Annotated in this window: 15 protein-coding genes; 10 read left to right on the forward strand and 5 right to left on the reverse strand. The window is 52.2% G+C overall.

Going from position 1 to position 14,539, the window contains the following annotated elements; genetic code table 11:
* Positions 1–159 precede the first annotated feature (159 nt).
* Genes ACRQU7_RS08790 through ACRQU7_RS08800 form a run of 3 tightly spaced genes read right to left on the reverse strand, consistent with a single transcriptional unit; the run spans position 160 to position 1,222 of the window.
* Positions 160–345, reverse strand: a complete 186-nt coding sequence (locus ACRQU7_RS08790; RefSeq protein WP_444645284.1) for a hypothetical protein — start codon at positions 343–345, stop codon at positions 160–162.
* Between the two features lie 40 nt (positions 346–385).
* Positions 386–598: a DUF6774 domain-containing protein gene (locus ACRQU7_RS08795; protein WP_141397594.1), complete on the reverse strand. Its 213-nt coding sequence runs from the start codon at positions 596–598 to the stop codon at positions 386–388.
* Positions 599–604: 6 nt separating this feature from the next.
* Entirely contained in the window at positions 605–1,222 is a 618-nt protein-coding gene (locus ACRQU7_RS08800) for a superoxide dismutase (protein ID WP_444645286.1), read from the reverse strand.
* Positions 1,223–1,354: 132 nt separating this feature from the next.
* Here ACRQU7_RS08800 and ACRQU7_RS08805 point away from each other — a divergent pair, with 132 nt between their 5' ends.
* The 3 genes from ACRQU7_RS08805 to ACRQU7_RS08815 all read left to right on the forward strand — a co-directional run bounded on the left by ACRQU7_RS08805 (position 1,355) and on the right by ACRQU7_RS08815 (position 5,406).
* Positions 1,355–2,158 carry a M15 family metallopeptidase gene (locus ACRQU7_RS08805; protein ID WP_444645288.1) on the forward strand — a complete coding sequence of 268 codons (804 nt, stop codon included), beginning with the start codon at positions 1,355–1,357 and terminating at the stop codon, positions 2,156–2,158.
* Between the two features lie 77 nt (positions 2,159–2,235).
* Positions 2,236–3,705, forward strand: a complete 1,470-nt coding sequence (gene gltX / locus ACRQU7_RS08810; protein ID WP_444645290.1) for a glutamate--tRNA ligase — start codon at positions 2,236–2,238, stop codon at positions 3,703–3,705.
* Positions 3,706–3,720: 15 nt separating this feature from the next.
* Positions 3,721–5,406: a glutamine--tRNA ligase/YqeY domain fusion protein gene (locus tag ACRQU7_RS08815; protein ID WP_444645292.1), complete on the forward strand. Its 1,686-nt coding sequence runs from the start codon at positions 3,721–3,723 to the stop codon at positions 5,404–5,406.
* A 39-nt stretch (positions 5,407–5,445) separates the two neighbouring features.
* Here ACRQU7_RS08815 and ACRQU7_RS08820 read toward each other — a convergent pair whose 3' ends face one another.
* Positions 5,446–6,426 (reverse strand): biotin--[acetyl-CoA-carboxylase] ligase, encoded by a 981-nt coding sequence (locus ACRQU7_RS08820; protein WP_444645294.1) that lies wholly within the window; start codon positions 6,424–6,426, stop codon positions 5,446–5,448.
* A gap of 163 nt (positions 6,427–6,589) precedes the next feature.
* Between ACRQU7_RS08820 and ACRQU7_RS08825 the strand changes: the two genes are divergently transcribed.
* From ACRQU7_RS08825 to ACRQU7_RS08855, 7 genes are read left to right on the forward strand one after another with little or no spacing between them, the layout of a single operon-like run.
* Positions 6,590–6,787 (forward strand): DUF951 domain-containing protein, encoded by a 198-nt coding sequence (locus tag ACRQU7_RS08825; protein ID WP_038323909.1) that lies wholly within the window; start codon positions 6,590–6,592, stop codon positions 6,785–6,787.
* Between the two features lie 40 nt (positions 6,788–6,827).
* Complete coding sequence (prfA, locus tag ACRQU7_RS08830; RefSeq protein WP_444645296.1) at positions 6,828–7,922, forward strand: peptide chain release factor 1; 1,095 nt, start codon at positions 6,828–6,830, stop codon at positions 7,920–7,922.
* A gap of 4 nt (positions 7,923–7,926) precedes the next feature.
* The gene (locus ACRQU7_RS08835; protein ID WP_444645298.1) at positions 7,927–8,949 is read left to right on the forward strand and encodes an L-threonylcarbamoyladenylate synthase; all 1,023 of its coding nucleotides are present in this window, start codon (positions 7,927–7,929) and stop codon (positions 8,947–8,949) included.
* Positions 8,942–9,547, forward strand: coding sequence for a dephospho-CoA kinase (gene coaE / locus ACRQU7_RS08840; RefSeq protein ID WP_185741062.1), 606 nt, complete (start codon positions 8,942–8,944; stop codon positions 9,545–9,547). The genes ACRQU7_RS08835 and coaE overlap by 8 nt, the downstream gene beginning before the upstream one ends.
* Positions 9,544–10,143, forward strand: a complete 600-nt coding sequence (locus tag ACRQU7_RS08845) for a lytic transglycosylase domain-containing protein (RefSeq protein ID WP_038323912.1) — start codon at positions 9,544–9,546, stop codon at positions 10,141–10,143. Before coaE ends, ACRQU7_RS08845 begins: the two co-directional genes overlap by 4 nt.
* Positions 10,136–11,548 carry an aminopeptidase gene (locus ACRQU7_RS08850; RefSeq protein ID WP_141825105.1) on the forward strand — a complete coding sequence of 471 codons (1,413 nt, stop codon included), beginning with the start codon at positions 10,136–10,138 and terminating at the stop codon, positions 11,546–11,548. The genes ACRQU7_RS08845 and ACRQU7_RS08850 overlap by 8 nt, the downstream gene beginning before the upstream one ends.
* Positions 11,549–11,583: 35 nt before the next feature.
* Complete coding sequence (locus ACRQU7_RS08855) at positions 11,584–12,594, forward strand: hypothetical protein (protein ID WP_444645301.1); 1,011 nt, start codon at positions 11,584–11,586, stop codon at positions 12,592–12,594.
* Positions 12,595–12,704: 110 nt separating this feature from the next.
* On the opposite strand, the gene pyk is transcribed toward ACRQU7_RS08855, so the two are convergent.
* On the reverse strand, positions 12,705–14,462 hold the full coding sequence (gene pyk, locus ACRQU7_RS08860; RefSeq protein WP_444645303.1) for a pyruvate kinase: 1,758 nt from the start codon (positions 14,460–14,462) through the stop codon (positions 12,705–12,707).
* Between the last annotated feature and the right edge of the window lie 77 nt (positions 14,463–14,539).

Genomic DNA, 14,539 nt, shown 5'->3' on the forward strand with positions numbered 1-14,539 from the left:
ATATCACAACATCCAAAGCCTTGCAAGTGAAAACTTCTATTTTTACCGATAAACTGCCAAAAAATCTCTCCGATGAATTTAACGGGTCCTTACAGCGAATCTGTAAGGACAGCAATCATAAAGAAATCAGCATCAGAAAAGGCTCTGATGCTGACCTGGCTATTCTTTGCCCTCTTTTTCCCGGACGCTGTGCGGCGACTCATTTTTCTCGTAGTTCTCATATTGATATTTTTCCGCCTGATATCGCTGAGAAACGGGCCTTGAATTCAGGTATTCCTGAACTCTCAGATCGTTTGAGAAAAGCATGCTGAATTCCAGCGGAAGATGGTCGAATCCTTCATTCATAAATTCACCCCGAAGAGTATTCTCTGCACTTGCAGTGAATTCATGCGCTGTCGTTTTCCTGTTTTGGCGGAGCTTTTTTACTGCTGTCCGGGCAGCATAACGGATTTGTAACGGCCAGCAGGGACAACTGATCTCCAATGACTGTGAAGAGTTCTCCTAATACTGCCAGTTCGTCGTTGGTGACGCACTGAGCGATCTGTATGGAAATAGCCGCAGCAAGTGTTACAAGTTTTTCACCACAACAGTTGTTCATGTCAGCTCAAGCTTTCTGAAAAAAGGATTCCACTTGGAACCAATCGAGTACATTGAACCAGTTTTCGGCATAATCAGGCCTGAGATTTTTATATTTCAAATAGTATGCGTGTTCCCAGACATCAATCAGAAGGATCGGTTTCAGGCCGGTTTTTAGAAGGGTATCCTGATTTGCGGTAGATAGAATTTTCAAATCGCCGCATCGGTTGGCAGCCAGCCAGGCGTAACCCGAGCCGAAGCGGTTTACAGCAGCTTCTTTTAGCTGTTCTTTGAAATTGCTGTAGCTGCCGAACGCTTTTTCAATTGCGCGCAGCATCTGAGCACCGGGCTCATGATTGACAGGCCCCATAATGTTAAAATAAAAATTGTGGTTGTATACGCCGCCGCCGTTGTTGATTACTGCGGTCTGAATACATTTTGGGAGCCGGTCCGAGTTAATGAGAAGCTGCTCTAGGGTCATATTGTGCAGCTGCGGATATGGCTGCAGCGCTTCGTTCAAATGGTCGACATACGCTTTCAGATGCCTGTCATGGTGAATTTCTACTGTTTCGGCGTCGATATAAGGTTCCAGAGCATTGTATGCATAGGGAAGCGGCAGGAGCTGAAACGGATAATGGTCATACATAAAACATCATCTCTTTTTTCCAAATACTATATTATACGCAGGGAAAATGTAATTGACAGAAAAAGAAGGATGCATTTTTAGTGAGGTTTGTATTATAATAAAAATGATTCGTTTTTTATAGGTGGGAAAAGAATGTATCAGGAAAAGAATAAAATTCGGAAAACACTTTCAGCATTTGCTGTTGTTATAGTAGAACTGGCTCTCATGGCGGCGACGACTGCCGTTTTTGTTATGGCCTTTGAACACATTGATGCAAAAAAAGCCGAAGCAAAGCCGACAGCCGTCAGCAGCAAAGCGTCGGTGTCTTCCGCTGTACAGCCGAGCCCAAGCCGGACAAGTCAGCCGGCCGGCCAGCAGTTCGAGCAGCCGGATGACTGGAGGCTCGTTTTGGTCAATTACGAGCATACGCTTCCGGAAACCTTCCAATCCAAAATTGTAAATGAATTCAATGTGAATATGGACTCAAGAATCGTCGAACCGTTTCGCCAGATGCGCGACGCCGCTTTAAAGGATGATATTCACCTGTGGCTTTCTTCAGGCTATCGCAATGATGAGAAACAGCAGAAGCTCTATTCGGAAGAAATTGAAGCTTACTACAAAGCGGGAATCAGCTATGAGGACGCGGTAAGCGAGGCTGCAAAATCGGTTGCGCCTCCGGGTACCAGCGAGCACATTACGGGGCTTGCCATTGATGTGAACGGTGTGCTTGAAGATTTCGGCGGTACCAAAGAATTCCGCTGGCTTTCGGAGCACGCGCAGGATTACGGCTTTATTCTTCGCTATCCAAAGGACAAGCAGGATATCACCCATATCAAATACGAAGCATGGCATTTCCGTTATGTCGGGGTGGAGCATGCGAAGAAGATGAAAGAATTGAATCTGTGCCTTGAGGAATATATAGACTATCTCAATAAAAATCAAACTGCTTCTCATTGAATATTACCCTCGAGTTTGGTATAATGAACCAATAACAGGTTTCCAATTTCATAACAACGAGAGGGGTATGGCAATCAATGCAGCAAAAAACAGTAAGAACAAGGTTCGCACCGAGCCCGACAGGCTTTATGCATGTCGGAAATCTTCGTACGGCCTTGTATGAATATCTAATTGCGAAATCGCTCGGCGGCACTTTTGTACTGCGTATTGAGGATACCGATCAGGAAAGGCTTGTAGAAGGCGCTGTGGATATTATCTACAATACGCTTGAAAAAGTCGGCCTGAAGCACGACGAGGGACCGGATGTCGGCGGCGAGTATGGCCCTTATGTGCAGAGCGAGCGCAAAGATATTTACAAACCGTATGCGGAACAGCTTATCAGGGAAGGAAAAGCGTATTATTGCTTCTGCACCAAGGAGCGGCTGGACGCGCTGCATGAAAGCAAAGAGGACGGAACTTTCTCCGGGGGATATGACCGCCACTGCCGCGACCTGCCCAAAGAAGAGGTCGACCGGCTGCTTCGGGAGGGCAAGCCGTATGTAATCCGCCAAAAGATGCCGATAGAGGGTTCCACGACCTTTGACGATACTGTATACGGTTCCATCACGATTGAAAACAAGGAACTGGAGGATCAGATTCTCATTAAATCCGACGGTTATCCGACTTATAATTTCGCGAACGTCATCGATGACCATCTTATGCAGATCACCCATGTGGTCAGAGGCAGCGAGTACCTGACTTCCACCCCGAAGTACAACCTGCTTTATCAGGCTTTCGGGTGGGACGTGCCTACCTATGTCCATCTTCCGCTTATTATGGGAAAAAATGAGGACGGCAGCGTTTCCAAGCTGTCCAAGCGCCACGGCTCCACCGGCTTTGCGGATCTAATACGGGAAGGGTATCTGCCGCAGACCATCGTCAATTATATCGCGCTTCTGGGCTGGTGCCCGAAGGAAAACCGCGAGCTGTTTACGCTTCCGGAGCTTGTAGAGAATTTTTCGATCGGCGGCATCAGCAAATCGCCCGCCGTGTTCGATTACGACAAGCTGAACTGGTTTAACGGGGAATATATCCGCGCCATGTCGGAGCAGGAATTCATAGAGAACGCCATGCCGTATTTCAGAGAAGTTTTCCCAAGTGCGGAACTGAACTGGCAGGTGCTTGCTTCCATTTTACAGCCCCGCGTGACCCAGTTTACGCAAATTCCGGAGATGATCGAATTTTTGAAGGAACTGCCGGAATACCCGGTTGATTTCTTTGTAAATAAGAAGAGCAAGACCAATCTTGAAAATTCGGTCCAGATGCTGCAGGAGTCTATTGCGGAACTGGAGAAAACGGACGACTGGTCGGTGGAGGGACTCCACGATCTGCTGATTGCGCTTGCACAAAGGCTGGAAGTGAAAAACGGGACCCTGCTGTGGCCGGTGCGCATCGCGGCGGCGGGGATGACGGTCACGCCCGGCGGAGCCATGGAAATCCTTGCCATACTGGGCAAGCGGGAATCCACCCGCAGGCTTCATATCGGTCTTGAAAAATTGCAGGCATAAGGAGCGGAAACGAAAATGAGTGACGAAATAACGACTGCCGGTGAAGCGGAAGCTTCCGGTAATTTTATTCATACCTTTATAGAAGAGGATATTGCTCCTCAGGGCAGGTTTGAGGGGAAAAGGGTCCACACCCGTTTTCCGCCCGAGCCGAACGGATACCTGCACATCGGCCACGCCAAGGCGATCTGCATCGACTTCGGTACCGCGGAGAAGTTCGGCGGCATCTGCAATTTGCGGATGGACGACACCAATCCGACCAAGGAAGACACGGAGTACGTGGACGCCATTCAGGAGGACATCCGCTGGCTGGGGTTCACCTGGGACGACCGTTTTTACTATGCCTCCGACTACTTTCCGAAAATGTATGAATTGGCCGTCAAGCTGATCCGAGAAAACCTTGCCTATGTCTGCGAACTGACTCCGGAGCAGATGCGTGAGAACCGGGGCGACCTGACAAACCCGGCGGTCAGCCCGTACCGCGACAGACCGGCGGAGGAAAGCCTCGATCTGTTTGAGCGCATGAAAAATGGGGAATTTGAGGATGGAAAAATGACGCTCCGGGCCAAAATTGATCTGGCCTCCGGGAATTTCAACATGCGCGACCCCGTCATTTACCGTATCAATCATATGACGCATCACCGCACCGGCAGCACCTGGTGCATTTATCCCATGTACGATTTCGCACACCCTATCGAGGACGCGCTGGAGGGAATCACCCATTCGCTGTGCTCGCTGGAGTTTGAAGACCACAGGCCGCTTTACGATTGGGTCATCAACCATATCGATCTGCCGGACAAGCCCAGACAGATCGAGTTTGCCCGTCTGGGCATCAACAATACCGTCATGAGCAAGCGCAAGCTTCGCCTGCTGGTGGAAAACGATTATGTCAGCGGCTGGGACGACCCCCGCATGCCCACGCTCTGCGGGCTTCGCCGCAGGGGCTACACGCCGGCTTCCATCCGGAATTTCTGTGAACGCATCGGTGTTTCCAAGGTGAACAGTACGGTGGAGTACGGCTTTTTGGAACACTGCCTGCGGGAGGATTTGAATCAGAACGCGCAGCGGACCATGGCCGTGATGAACCCGGTCAAGCTGATCGTAACAAATTATCCCGAGGATAAAACCGAGGAATTTGAAGTGGAGAACAATCCCGAACGTCAGGAGGACGGCACACGAACGGTTTCCTTTTCCCGCGAGCTGTGGATCGAGAAGGAAGACTTCATGGAGGAGCCGGTAAAAGGCTACTTCCGTCTTTTCCCGGGCAATGAAGTTCGGCTGAAAACGACGTATATTGTTCGCTGCACCGGCTGCAAAAAAGATGAAAACGGCAATGTCACCGAGGTTTACGCGGAATATGACCCGCAGACACGCGGCGGAAATACGCCGGACGGCAGAAAGATCAAGGGTACCATTCACTGGGTGGACGCAAAAACCGCCGCCGATGCGGAGGTTCGTCTGTATGACAGCCTGTTTACCGTGCCGGACCCGGAGGCAGGGGACTTCCTTACCCAGCTGAACCCGGATTCGCTCAAGGTGCTGACCAACTGTAAGGTGGAACCGTCCCTCGCTCAGACGGAGGGAGTTCATTCCTATCAGTTCATGCGTCAGGGATATTTCTGTCAGGATAACCGCGACAGTACGCGGGAACACCCGGTCTTTAACCGCTGCGTTTCTCTGAAAGACAGCTTCAAAAAGAAATAAAGAATGCAAAAACTCGCTGCCGGAAAAGCAGCGAGTTTTTTATGTCTGCCCGTATATTCCCTGCACGGAGACCTCTCCGGCGTTGATGGATAACAGGCTTCCGTCCTCACACCGGACGATCAGCTCTCCGGCGGGGGAGATATCCACCGCCGTCGCGGTGACGGACTCTTCATTTCGGGTAAAGCCGACAGTGCGGTTTAAGGAAACGCAGAGTGTTTTGTACTCCGCGAGGATCGCTTCGGGACGGTCGATATCATCGCACAGAGTTTCTTCAAACTGCTTCAGGATTTCCTGAAGCAGTCCTGCGCGGGCGACCGGCCAGCCGCATTCCATGCGCAGGGAGGTTGCCTTTACAGACAGCTCGTCGGGAAAATTTTCCATGTTCACATTGATGCCGATTCCGACGACGACGTACTCGATCCGGTCGATTTCCGCGGCCATTTCCGTCAGGATGCCGCAGACCTTTTTACTTCCGATCACGATATCGTTCGGCCATTTGATCATGGCCGGGGCCTTTGTCTGCTTGCGGATCGCCCGGCAGACGGCGAGTCCGGCTAAGAGCGTAATGCCCGTTACCTGTACAGGCAGGCTGCCCGGCCGCAGCAGAACGGAAAACCACAGTCCCGTTCCGGAAGGGGATTCCCAAGCTCGTCCAAGGCGGCCCTTGCCGCCGGTCTGCCGCTCCGCGATGAACAGACTGCCGTTCGGAGCGCCGGAAAGGGCCTGGCGTTTTGCCTGTGCGTTGGTGGAATCGATGCTGTCGAAGCTGAAAACGGTTTTTCCGAGCGTTTTTGTTTCCAGACCCGAAAGAATGAGCTCCGGCGTAATCTGATCGGGGGAAGAAATTAGGCGGTAGCCGCGGTTTGTAACGGATTCGATTTCATAGCCAGCGCTTCTCAGGGTGTTGACGTGCTTCCAGACGGCGGTGCGGGAGACCATCAGCTGTTCGCTGAGCTCCTCGCCCGAAACATAGTCGTTATGCTTTTGCAGATACTTTAATATTTCGTCCTTCGTAGACATGCGATCACGGCCTTTATTTCATAATCATAAGCAGATTATACCCTTTTTCCCTGTACGAGGGCAAGCAAATATGAAAAATATATTGTAGGTTCAGCGGATTTAGTGATATACTATATTATATGTTTTCTAAAGAAAGTAAATTGAAGAAAGTGGGGTGCTTAACATGGATGTCAGGCCGGGTGATATTTTACAGATGAAAAAAGCGCATCCTTGCGGGAGTAAAACCTTTCTTGTTCTTCGTTCCGGCATGGATTTTAAAATTCGCTGTACCTCCTGCGGGCATGAAATTATGGTCCCCAGGCTGAAATGTGAAAAGAATATCAAAAAGATTATCAGGGAAGAACCGCAGCACGAATTGTAGCTCCTTTATTTATCAACAGAATAAATGAAGGAGAATGACTATGTTTGAAAATCTGGAAGTCTTTGAAAAACGGTATGAGGAGTTAAATCATAAGCTCTACGACCCTTCGGTTTTATCCAATCAGGCCCAGTATACCGAACTGATGAAGGAGCATAAAAATATCACGCCCATCGTCGAAAAATACGGGGAATACCAAAAGGCCGTCCGCTCCATGGCAGAAGCGCGTGAGCTGCTGGAGGACGGCAGCCTCGATAAAGATCTGAAGGAGATGGCGGACGAGGAATTTCAGACCGCGAAATCGGACATCGAGCGGTGTTCCGAGGAGCTGAAAATCCTGCTTCTGCCGCGCGACCCCAATGACGACCGAAACGTTATCGTTGAAATCCGGGGCGGCGCCGGCGGCGAGGAAGCCGCCCTTTTTTCGGCCGTCCTGTACCGTATGTACAGCATGTACGCGGAAACGAAGGGCTGGAAAACGGAAATTCTGAACGTCAGCGAAACAGAGCTGGGCGGGTTTAAGGAAATCAGCTTTATGATTACCGGCGACGGGGCGTATTCCCGCCTGAAATATGAAAGCGGCGTGCACCGCGTGCAGCGTGTGCCGGAAACGGAGACGCAGGGCAGGGTGCATACCTCCACCGCTACGGTCGCCGTTCTGCCGGAAGCCGACGAAGTGGAACTCGAGATCAATCCGAAGGATTTACAGATCGACACCTACCGTTCCAGCGGAGCGGGCGGCCAGCACATCAATAAAACCTCCTCCGCGATCCGGATCACCCATCTGCCTACCGGCACGGTGGTGGAATGTCAGGATGAGCGGAGCCAGTACAAAAATAAAGACAAGGCAATGAAAGTGCTGCGTTCCAGGCTGTATGAGGCGAAGCTGCGGGAGCACGACGAAAAAATAGCCTCCGAACGCCGGTCACAGGTGGGAACCGGTGACCGTTCCGAGCGGATACGCACCTTCAATTATCCGCAGGGGCGGATGACCGACCATCGGATCGGTCTGACCATTTACCGCCTGGACGATATCTTAAATGGAAGTCTCGATGAAATTATAGACGCTTTGATTACGGCGGACAGAGCCGCAAAGCTCCAAAACACCATAGATAACCAATCGGAAGAGAGAGAATAAAACAATGCAGACCCTAAGGCTGAACGCAAACAATCGGGAAGACATCCTTACCGCCGCCCAAATTCTCAGGGACGGCGGTCTGGTCGGTATCCCGACGGAAACGGTTTACGGGCTTGCCGCCAACGCGCTGGACGGAAAAGCCGTCGCCGGTATTTTTGCCGCGAAGGGCAGGCCCATGGATAACCCTTTAATTGTACATATTTCTGACTTTGCCCAGATTGGCCGGCTGGTTCGGAAAGTAACGCCCGAAGCCGAAAAGCTGGCAAAGGCATACTGGCCCGGTCCGATGACGATCATTCTGCCGAAGTCGGACAAAATTCCGGATGAGGTGAGCGCCGGACTCGACACGGTCGCCATCCGTTTTCCGTCCCATCCCGCCGCCAGGGCGTTGATCGATGCCGCGGGGATTCCGCTTGCCGCACCGTCCGCCAACCTTTCCGGGCATCCCAGCCCTACGGCCGCCGAGCATGTCCTGAACGATCTGGACGGGAGAATAGAAGCGGTGGTGGACGGCGGGCCCTGCGGGGTCGGGGTGGAATCGACGGTCGTTACTCTGGCTTGCGATCCTCCGCGCCTGTTAAGGCCGGGCGGGATTACGCTGGAGCAGCTCCGCAGCGTTCTGGGAACGGTGGAAATGGACAGCGCGGTGCTGCATCCGCTGAAGGAAGGTGTTCGCGCTTCTTCTCCCGGCATGAAGTATAAGCATTATTCGCCGAAAGCGAACGTAATTATCATTGACGGCAGTTTTGACGCATATAGAAATTATGTAAACAGCCACGGTGGCGACGGTACCGCGGCCCTCTGCTACAGCGGGGAGGACGCGGAGCTGACGGTTCCGACCGTCTGCTACGGAGGGGAAGACGATTACGGCGAGCAGGCGCGCGAGCTTTTCGACGCGCTGCGCCGCCTTGACGAAATTCACGCGAAAACCGTTTACGCACGCTGCCCGGAGCCGAAAGGCGTGGGTCTTGCCGTTTATAACCGGCTGATCCGCGCGGCTGGATTTGAGGTGCTGCATCTTGACTGACCTGGTAATCGGACTGACCGGCCCGACGGGCGCCGGAAAATCGACCGTGGCCGCCGCCTTTCAGAAGGCGGGCTGCCTGATTGTGGACGCGGACCGGATTGCCCGCGAAACCATTGCGGACGAAAAATGCCTTGCGGCTTTAAAAGCCGAATTTGGGAATGATATTGTTGGGGAAGACAACCGGCTCAACCGCACTCTGCTGGCGCAGCGCGCCTTTGCCGATCAAAGAAGCACAGAGCGGCTGAATGCGATTACCCATCCGCTGATCAAGGAGGAAGTGATCCGTAAGATCGCCGAATATCGGCAACAAACGGCGAAGGCGATTATTCTGGACGCTCCTCTCCTTTTTGAAAGCGGATCCGATTCGCTCTGCACGACCTCTGTGGCCGTCACCGCGCCCGCCGAAGTTCGGCTTTACCGCATTGTAAACCGCGACTCCATCACGCCGGAGCTGGCCAGAGCACGGATGAGCATGCAGCAGGACGACGCGTATTACAGCTCCCGCGCACGGTATCAGCTTACCGGCACCATGAGTGACGACGACATCCAAGAAAGAGTGAATCAGCTTTTGGAGAAAATTATCGGAGATTATGCATGAAACATTTTAAAAGAATTCTTCTGGCCTGCGCCGCGGCCGTCATTTTGTTGCTGATCGGTTATTTTGCCTTGAATCGGGGGTATACTTTTTTCATGAAAAGGGCGTATCCCCTTCAATATACACAGCTTGTGGCGAAAGAGGCGACAGCCAACCGGCTTGACCCTGCGCTGGTTTATTCCGTGATCAAGGCGGAGAGCAATTTTGACCCGAACGCCCGGTCGCACGCCGGGGCCGTCGGCCTGATGCAGATGACGCCGGATACCTTTGAGTGGGTGCAGACCAAGCTGAAAAGCGATACGAAATATGAGGAAGAGGACCTTTACGCGCCGGACATCAACATTCGTTACGGTTGCAAGCTTCTGGCCCTTCTGTTTGAGAGGTACAGCGAGAAGGCGACCGCGCTGAGCGCGTACAATGCCGGAATCGGTACGGTAAACACATGGCTGAAAAATCCGGATATTTCCAAAGACGGCGCCGTGCTTGACAGCATCCCCTACGAGGAAACGAGAAATTATGTGGACGCCGTCTTAAAGAATTATGCGAATTATAAAAAACTATATCAATTTAACAGCAAAGGAGAAACAATCGATGGCTAAGAAATATGAAAAAGACGAATTGAAAAAGCTGACGGAGGAGCTTTTGCTCAACCGGAAAAACGGCTATTTTCAAATGGAGGATGAGACGGTTAAAAAGGCCGATGATTTCTGCGAGGATTACAAAAAGTTTTTGGATCTTGCGAAAACAGAGCGCGAAGTGACCGTTTTTGCGTTGAAGGCGGCTGAAAAGGCCGGATTTGTGCCCTTTGACCCTCAGAAAAAATATCAGGCGGGAGATAAGGTTTATTATAACAACCGCGGAAAGGCCGTGATCCTTGCAGTGATCGGCAAAAACGGCTGTAAAAACGGCGTGCGCATCGCCGCCGCCCATATCGATTCGCCAAGGCTTGATCTGAAACCCCATCCGCTTTATGAGAAAGACGACATTGCTTTCTTCAAATCCCATTATTACGGCGGAATCAAAAAATATCAGTGGACCGCCATTCCTCTCTCCATGCACGGCCTTGCCGTACGCAAGGACGGCGTTTCCGTGGAAATCCGTATCGGCGAGGAGCCGGGCGAACCGCAGTTCTGTATAACCGATCTGCTTCCGCACCTCAGTGCCGAACAGATGGAGAAGAAGCTTTCCAAAGCGATTGAGGGCGAAAACCTGAACATCGTTTCCGGCAGCCGTCCCGTCCGGGCCGACGAGGGTGAAAATCTGGTAAAGCTGAACATTATGAAACTGATTCACGACAAATACGGGATGACCGAGGAGGATTTCGTTTCCGCGGATATTGAATTCGTACCGGCATTCAAAGCTTCCGATATCGGTTTCGACCGCAGCATGATCGGCGCTTACGGCCACGACGACAGGGTCTGCGCCTATCCGGCTCTGATGGCCGCTCTGCAGGCCGGAACACCCGACAGCACTATCCTTACGGTTCTGGCCGACAAGGAGGAAATCGGCAGCGACGGAAACACCGGCCTGAACTCCCAGTTTATGCACTATTTCATTTCCGACCTGGCTCATGCCGAGGGGCTGGAAGCAAGGCATGTTTTGAGTAAATCCAAATGCCTTTCCGCCGATGTGACGGCTGCGTATGACCCGAACTACGCCAGCGCGTACGAGCCGACCAATTCCTGCTATATCAACGACGGTGTCGGTATGGCCAAATACACCGGTTCCAGGGGAAAGAGCGGCTCCAGCGAGGCGTCTGCGGAATTCGTCGCCGAGGTCAGAAACATTTTTGAGCAGAACGACGTGCTGTGGCAGATCGGCGAGCTGGGCAAGGTGGACGGCGGCGGCGGCGGAACCGTTGCGTTATACATTGCCAATCTGAATGTGGATGTTCTCGACGTCGGCGTTCCGGTTCTTTCGATGCATTCTCCGTTTGAGATTGTAGCGAAACTGGACGTCTATATGACCTATAAGGGAATCAAGGCTTTTTACGAGGCAAGCTGAAAAAAACACCGTTATCCGGAGACAGGAGGGCTGATATGAACCCGCTTTTATCGCCGCTTAGAAAAAGCACGGCTGTTTTTTGCGCCTTGCTGGCGCTGACGGCTTGTGCGGGCATCCTTGCGGCCTGCCGCTCGGGTTCTCCGGAAAAACCGGCTTCCTCGGCGGAAAGTCTCCCGGCTGTTTCAGAGGGGAAAACCGGGGAAGAGGACTCGTTTTCCTCCCGGTCCGCCGCACAGGAAAGCGTCGAAGCGGACCTTGAAACGATCCTGTCCTCCCCCTTGTCCGGCTCCGCACCGAACGACTATATCAGCGCGCATCGGCAGGAGTATGAAAATATTCTCAAACAGGGGGATACGGCGCTTACCTATCTGCTCGCAGAATTCAAAAGCGGCAGATCGGATGGGCTTCGCGGCGAGATCATGAAAGCGATCTGCGTCGATCTGCTTGGCGATAGAAACAATGTGCCGGAGGGCAGCTTTCAAACGGCGCGGGAATGGTACGAAAAGCTGGATCCCTATGAGCCGGCCTCTCTGCCCAAAAAGGAATATTGGGAAACAACGAACGACCGCAATCTTGATTTTGTTTATACAGCGGCTATGGACCGGTACGCTTCTCAAAAAGATGATACTGTCACCATTGCCGCTCCCGTCCTTTACGGGAGCGAGACGCAGGGGACGACAGTCACGGTTTTTGCCACGGTACTGGTTAAGGATTTTCAGGTGCTTGGCGATACTTTAACGAATACGGGCGGAGCGGTGATTCCCGCGGCGATTACGGGAACCGTCGGCAGCGACGGAAAAATTTCTGACTGCACGGCGTATACGCAGGCGAAGGACGGAAGCTACTGGGCGCCGTCCATCAGGGAGTTCTGCGGAACGCATTACGATGTTGCGGAAAAGATGATTTCCCGGTATTCCAGGGAAGATTATGAAACTCTGCTCAAAAAGAATTTACAGGCGTATCTGAAATCGATTGATATCAGCCCTAAGTATTACAGCGATTCCGTTGAGAAAATCAGCTTTGCGGATTATCTCTCTGGCGATTGAGACCTTACAAGAATAAAAACAGCCTGACACTGTGGGGAAAACACAGGTCAGGCTGTTTTTGTATCTTTCAAATATAAAATCTCAGGATTTTTTGAGGCTGAACGGATGGCTTACAGCGTACATTTTTCAATTCCACTGAACACAATGCCGCGGGACGCGTCCAGCGTGACCGTCGTGCCGCTCTTTAAAATCTGTACCGCGTTTTCCGCAGCGACGATCACAGGCTTGTCCAGTGTCAGCCCGACAATCGCCGCGTGGGAGTTCATTCCGCCGAATTCGGTGATGATCCCCGCCGCGCTTTTTATGATACGGAGAATTTTGTTGCTGGTCTGCGGAATGACGAGGATGTCGCCGTCCTTAAAATTTCTCAGAGCTTCGTCCTCATCGGCACAGACGCACAGATTGCCGCAGACGGCGCCTTTGGTAACGCCGATGCCGGATACCAGCACGTCGCCGACCAGCTGGACCTTCAGAAGATTGGTGGTGCCGGAAACGCCGAGCGGCACACCGGCGGTAATCACCGCGAGGTCTCCGTTTTTGACAAGGCCCTGATTGCGGGCAACGTCGACTACGTGGTCGAACAGCTCGTCGGTGTTGTCTTTTTCATCCATCATAATCGGCACAACGCCCCAGGAAAGATTCATCTGGCGCTGGACGGTGGGGTCGGTGGTCCCGCTAATGATCGGGCATTCCGGACGGTACTTGGAAATCATGCGGGCGGTTCTGCCGGATTTCGTCACGGTCATAATCGCGACCGCGCCGAGGTCCTGGGCGGTTGTACAGGTTGCGTGGGAGATCGCGGAAGTAACGTTGGGCTGTTCGGTGAAATCACGTTTTTCAAAACGGCCCTTGTAATCAATATCGCGTTCGGTGCGCTCCGCAATGGTCGCCATGGTTTTCAAAGACTGAATCGGGTAGTTCCCCGCGGCGGTTTCGCCGGAGAGCATGATGGCGCTGGTTCCGTCGTAAATGGCGTTTGCGACGTCGGTAGCTTCCGCCCGCGTCGGACGCGGATTCTTGATCATGGAATCCAGCATCTGGGTCGCCGTAATGACCTGCAGGCCGGCATTGTAAGCCTTTTTGATCAGCTTTTTCTGGATGACGGGGATTTCCTGAAGCGGAATCTCTACGCCGAGGTCGCCTCTGGCGACCATGATGCCGTCCGATACCCGGATAATGTCGTCAATATTTTCCACACCGTCGGAATTTTCAATTTTGGCAATGATACGGATTTTATGGCAGTTATGTTTCTCCAGTTCCGTTCTCAGTTCGATAATGTCTTTTGCGCTGCGCGTAAAGGAAGCGGCAATAAAGTCAAAGTCCTCCCGCACGGCGAAAGCAATATCCTCCTTGTCCTTTTCGCTGATAAACGGAAGGGAAAGATTGATGCCCGGTACGTTGATTCCCTTATGGGCCGAAATGGTCCCGCCGTTGACGACGCTGCAGTGGATGTCGGTTTCGGTGCAGGAAAGTACTTTCAGTTCGATCAGGCCGTCGTCGATCAGAATTCTGGCCCCGGTGGAAACCTCCAGCGGAAGACGCGCGAAAGTGATGGAAGCAATGGTTTCGTCACCGACAATATCCCGGCTGGTCAGCGTAAAGTTTTCCCCGGTTTTCAGTGTGATTTTCGGCTGATTAAAGTCCCTGACACGGATTTCAGGCCCTTTGGTGTCGAGCAGAAGCGCGACGGGAATCTTGAGTTCGCTGCGCAGCTTTTTTACGGCGTCCGCGCGCACCTTCTGCTCCGCAGAGGTCTGATGGGAGAAGTTCAGTCGGGCGACATCCATGCCGGCGAGCATCAGCTGCCGCAGTACGTCGATATTATCTGTCGCAGGGCCGAGAGTACATATGATTTTGGTTTTTCTCATGTTCTAAGACTCCAATCCTAACGTAAAAATAGAAATCAAAAATTTTACCCAGTGTATATGATATTATATTTATCACC

It is taken from the genome of Caproiciproducens puteiluti, assembly GCF_052442865.1.
Taxonomy (GTDB): Bacteria; Bacillota; Clostridia; order Oscillospirales; family Acutalibacteraceae; genus Caproiciproducens.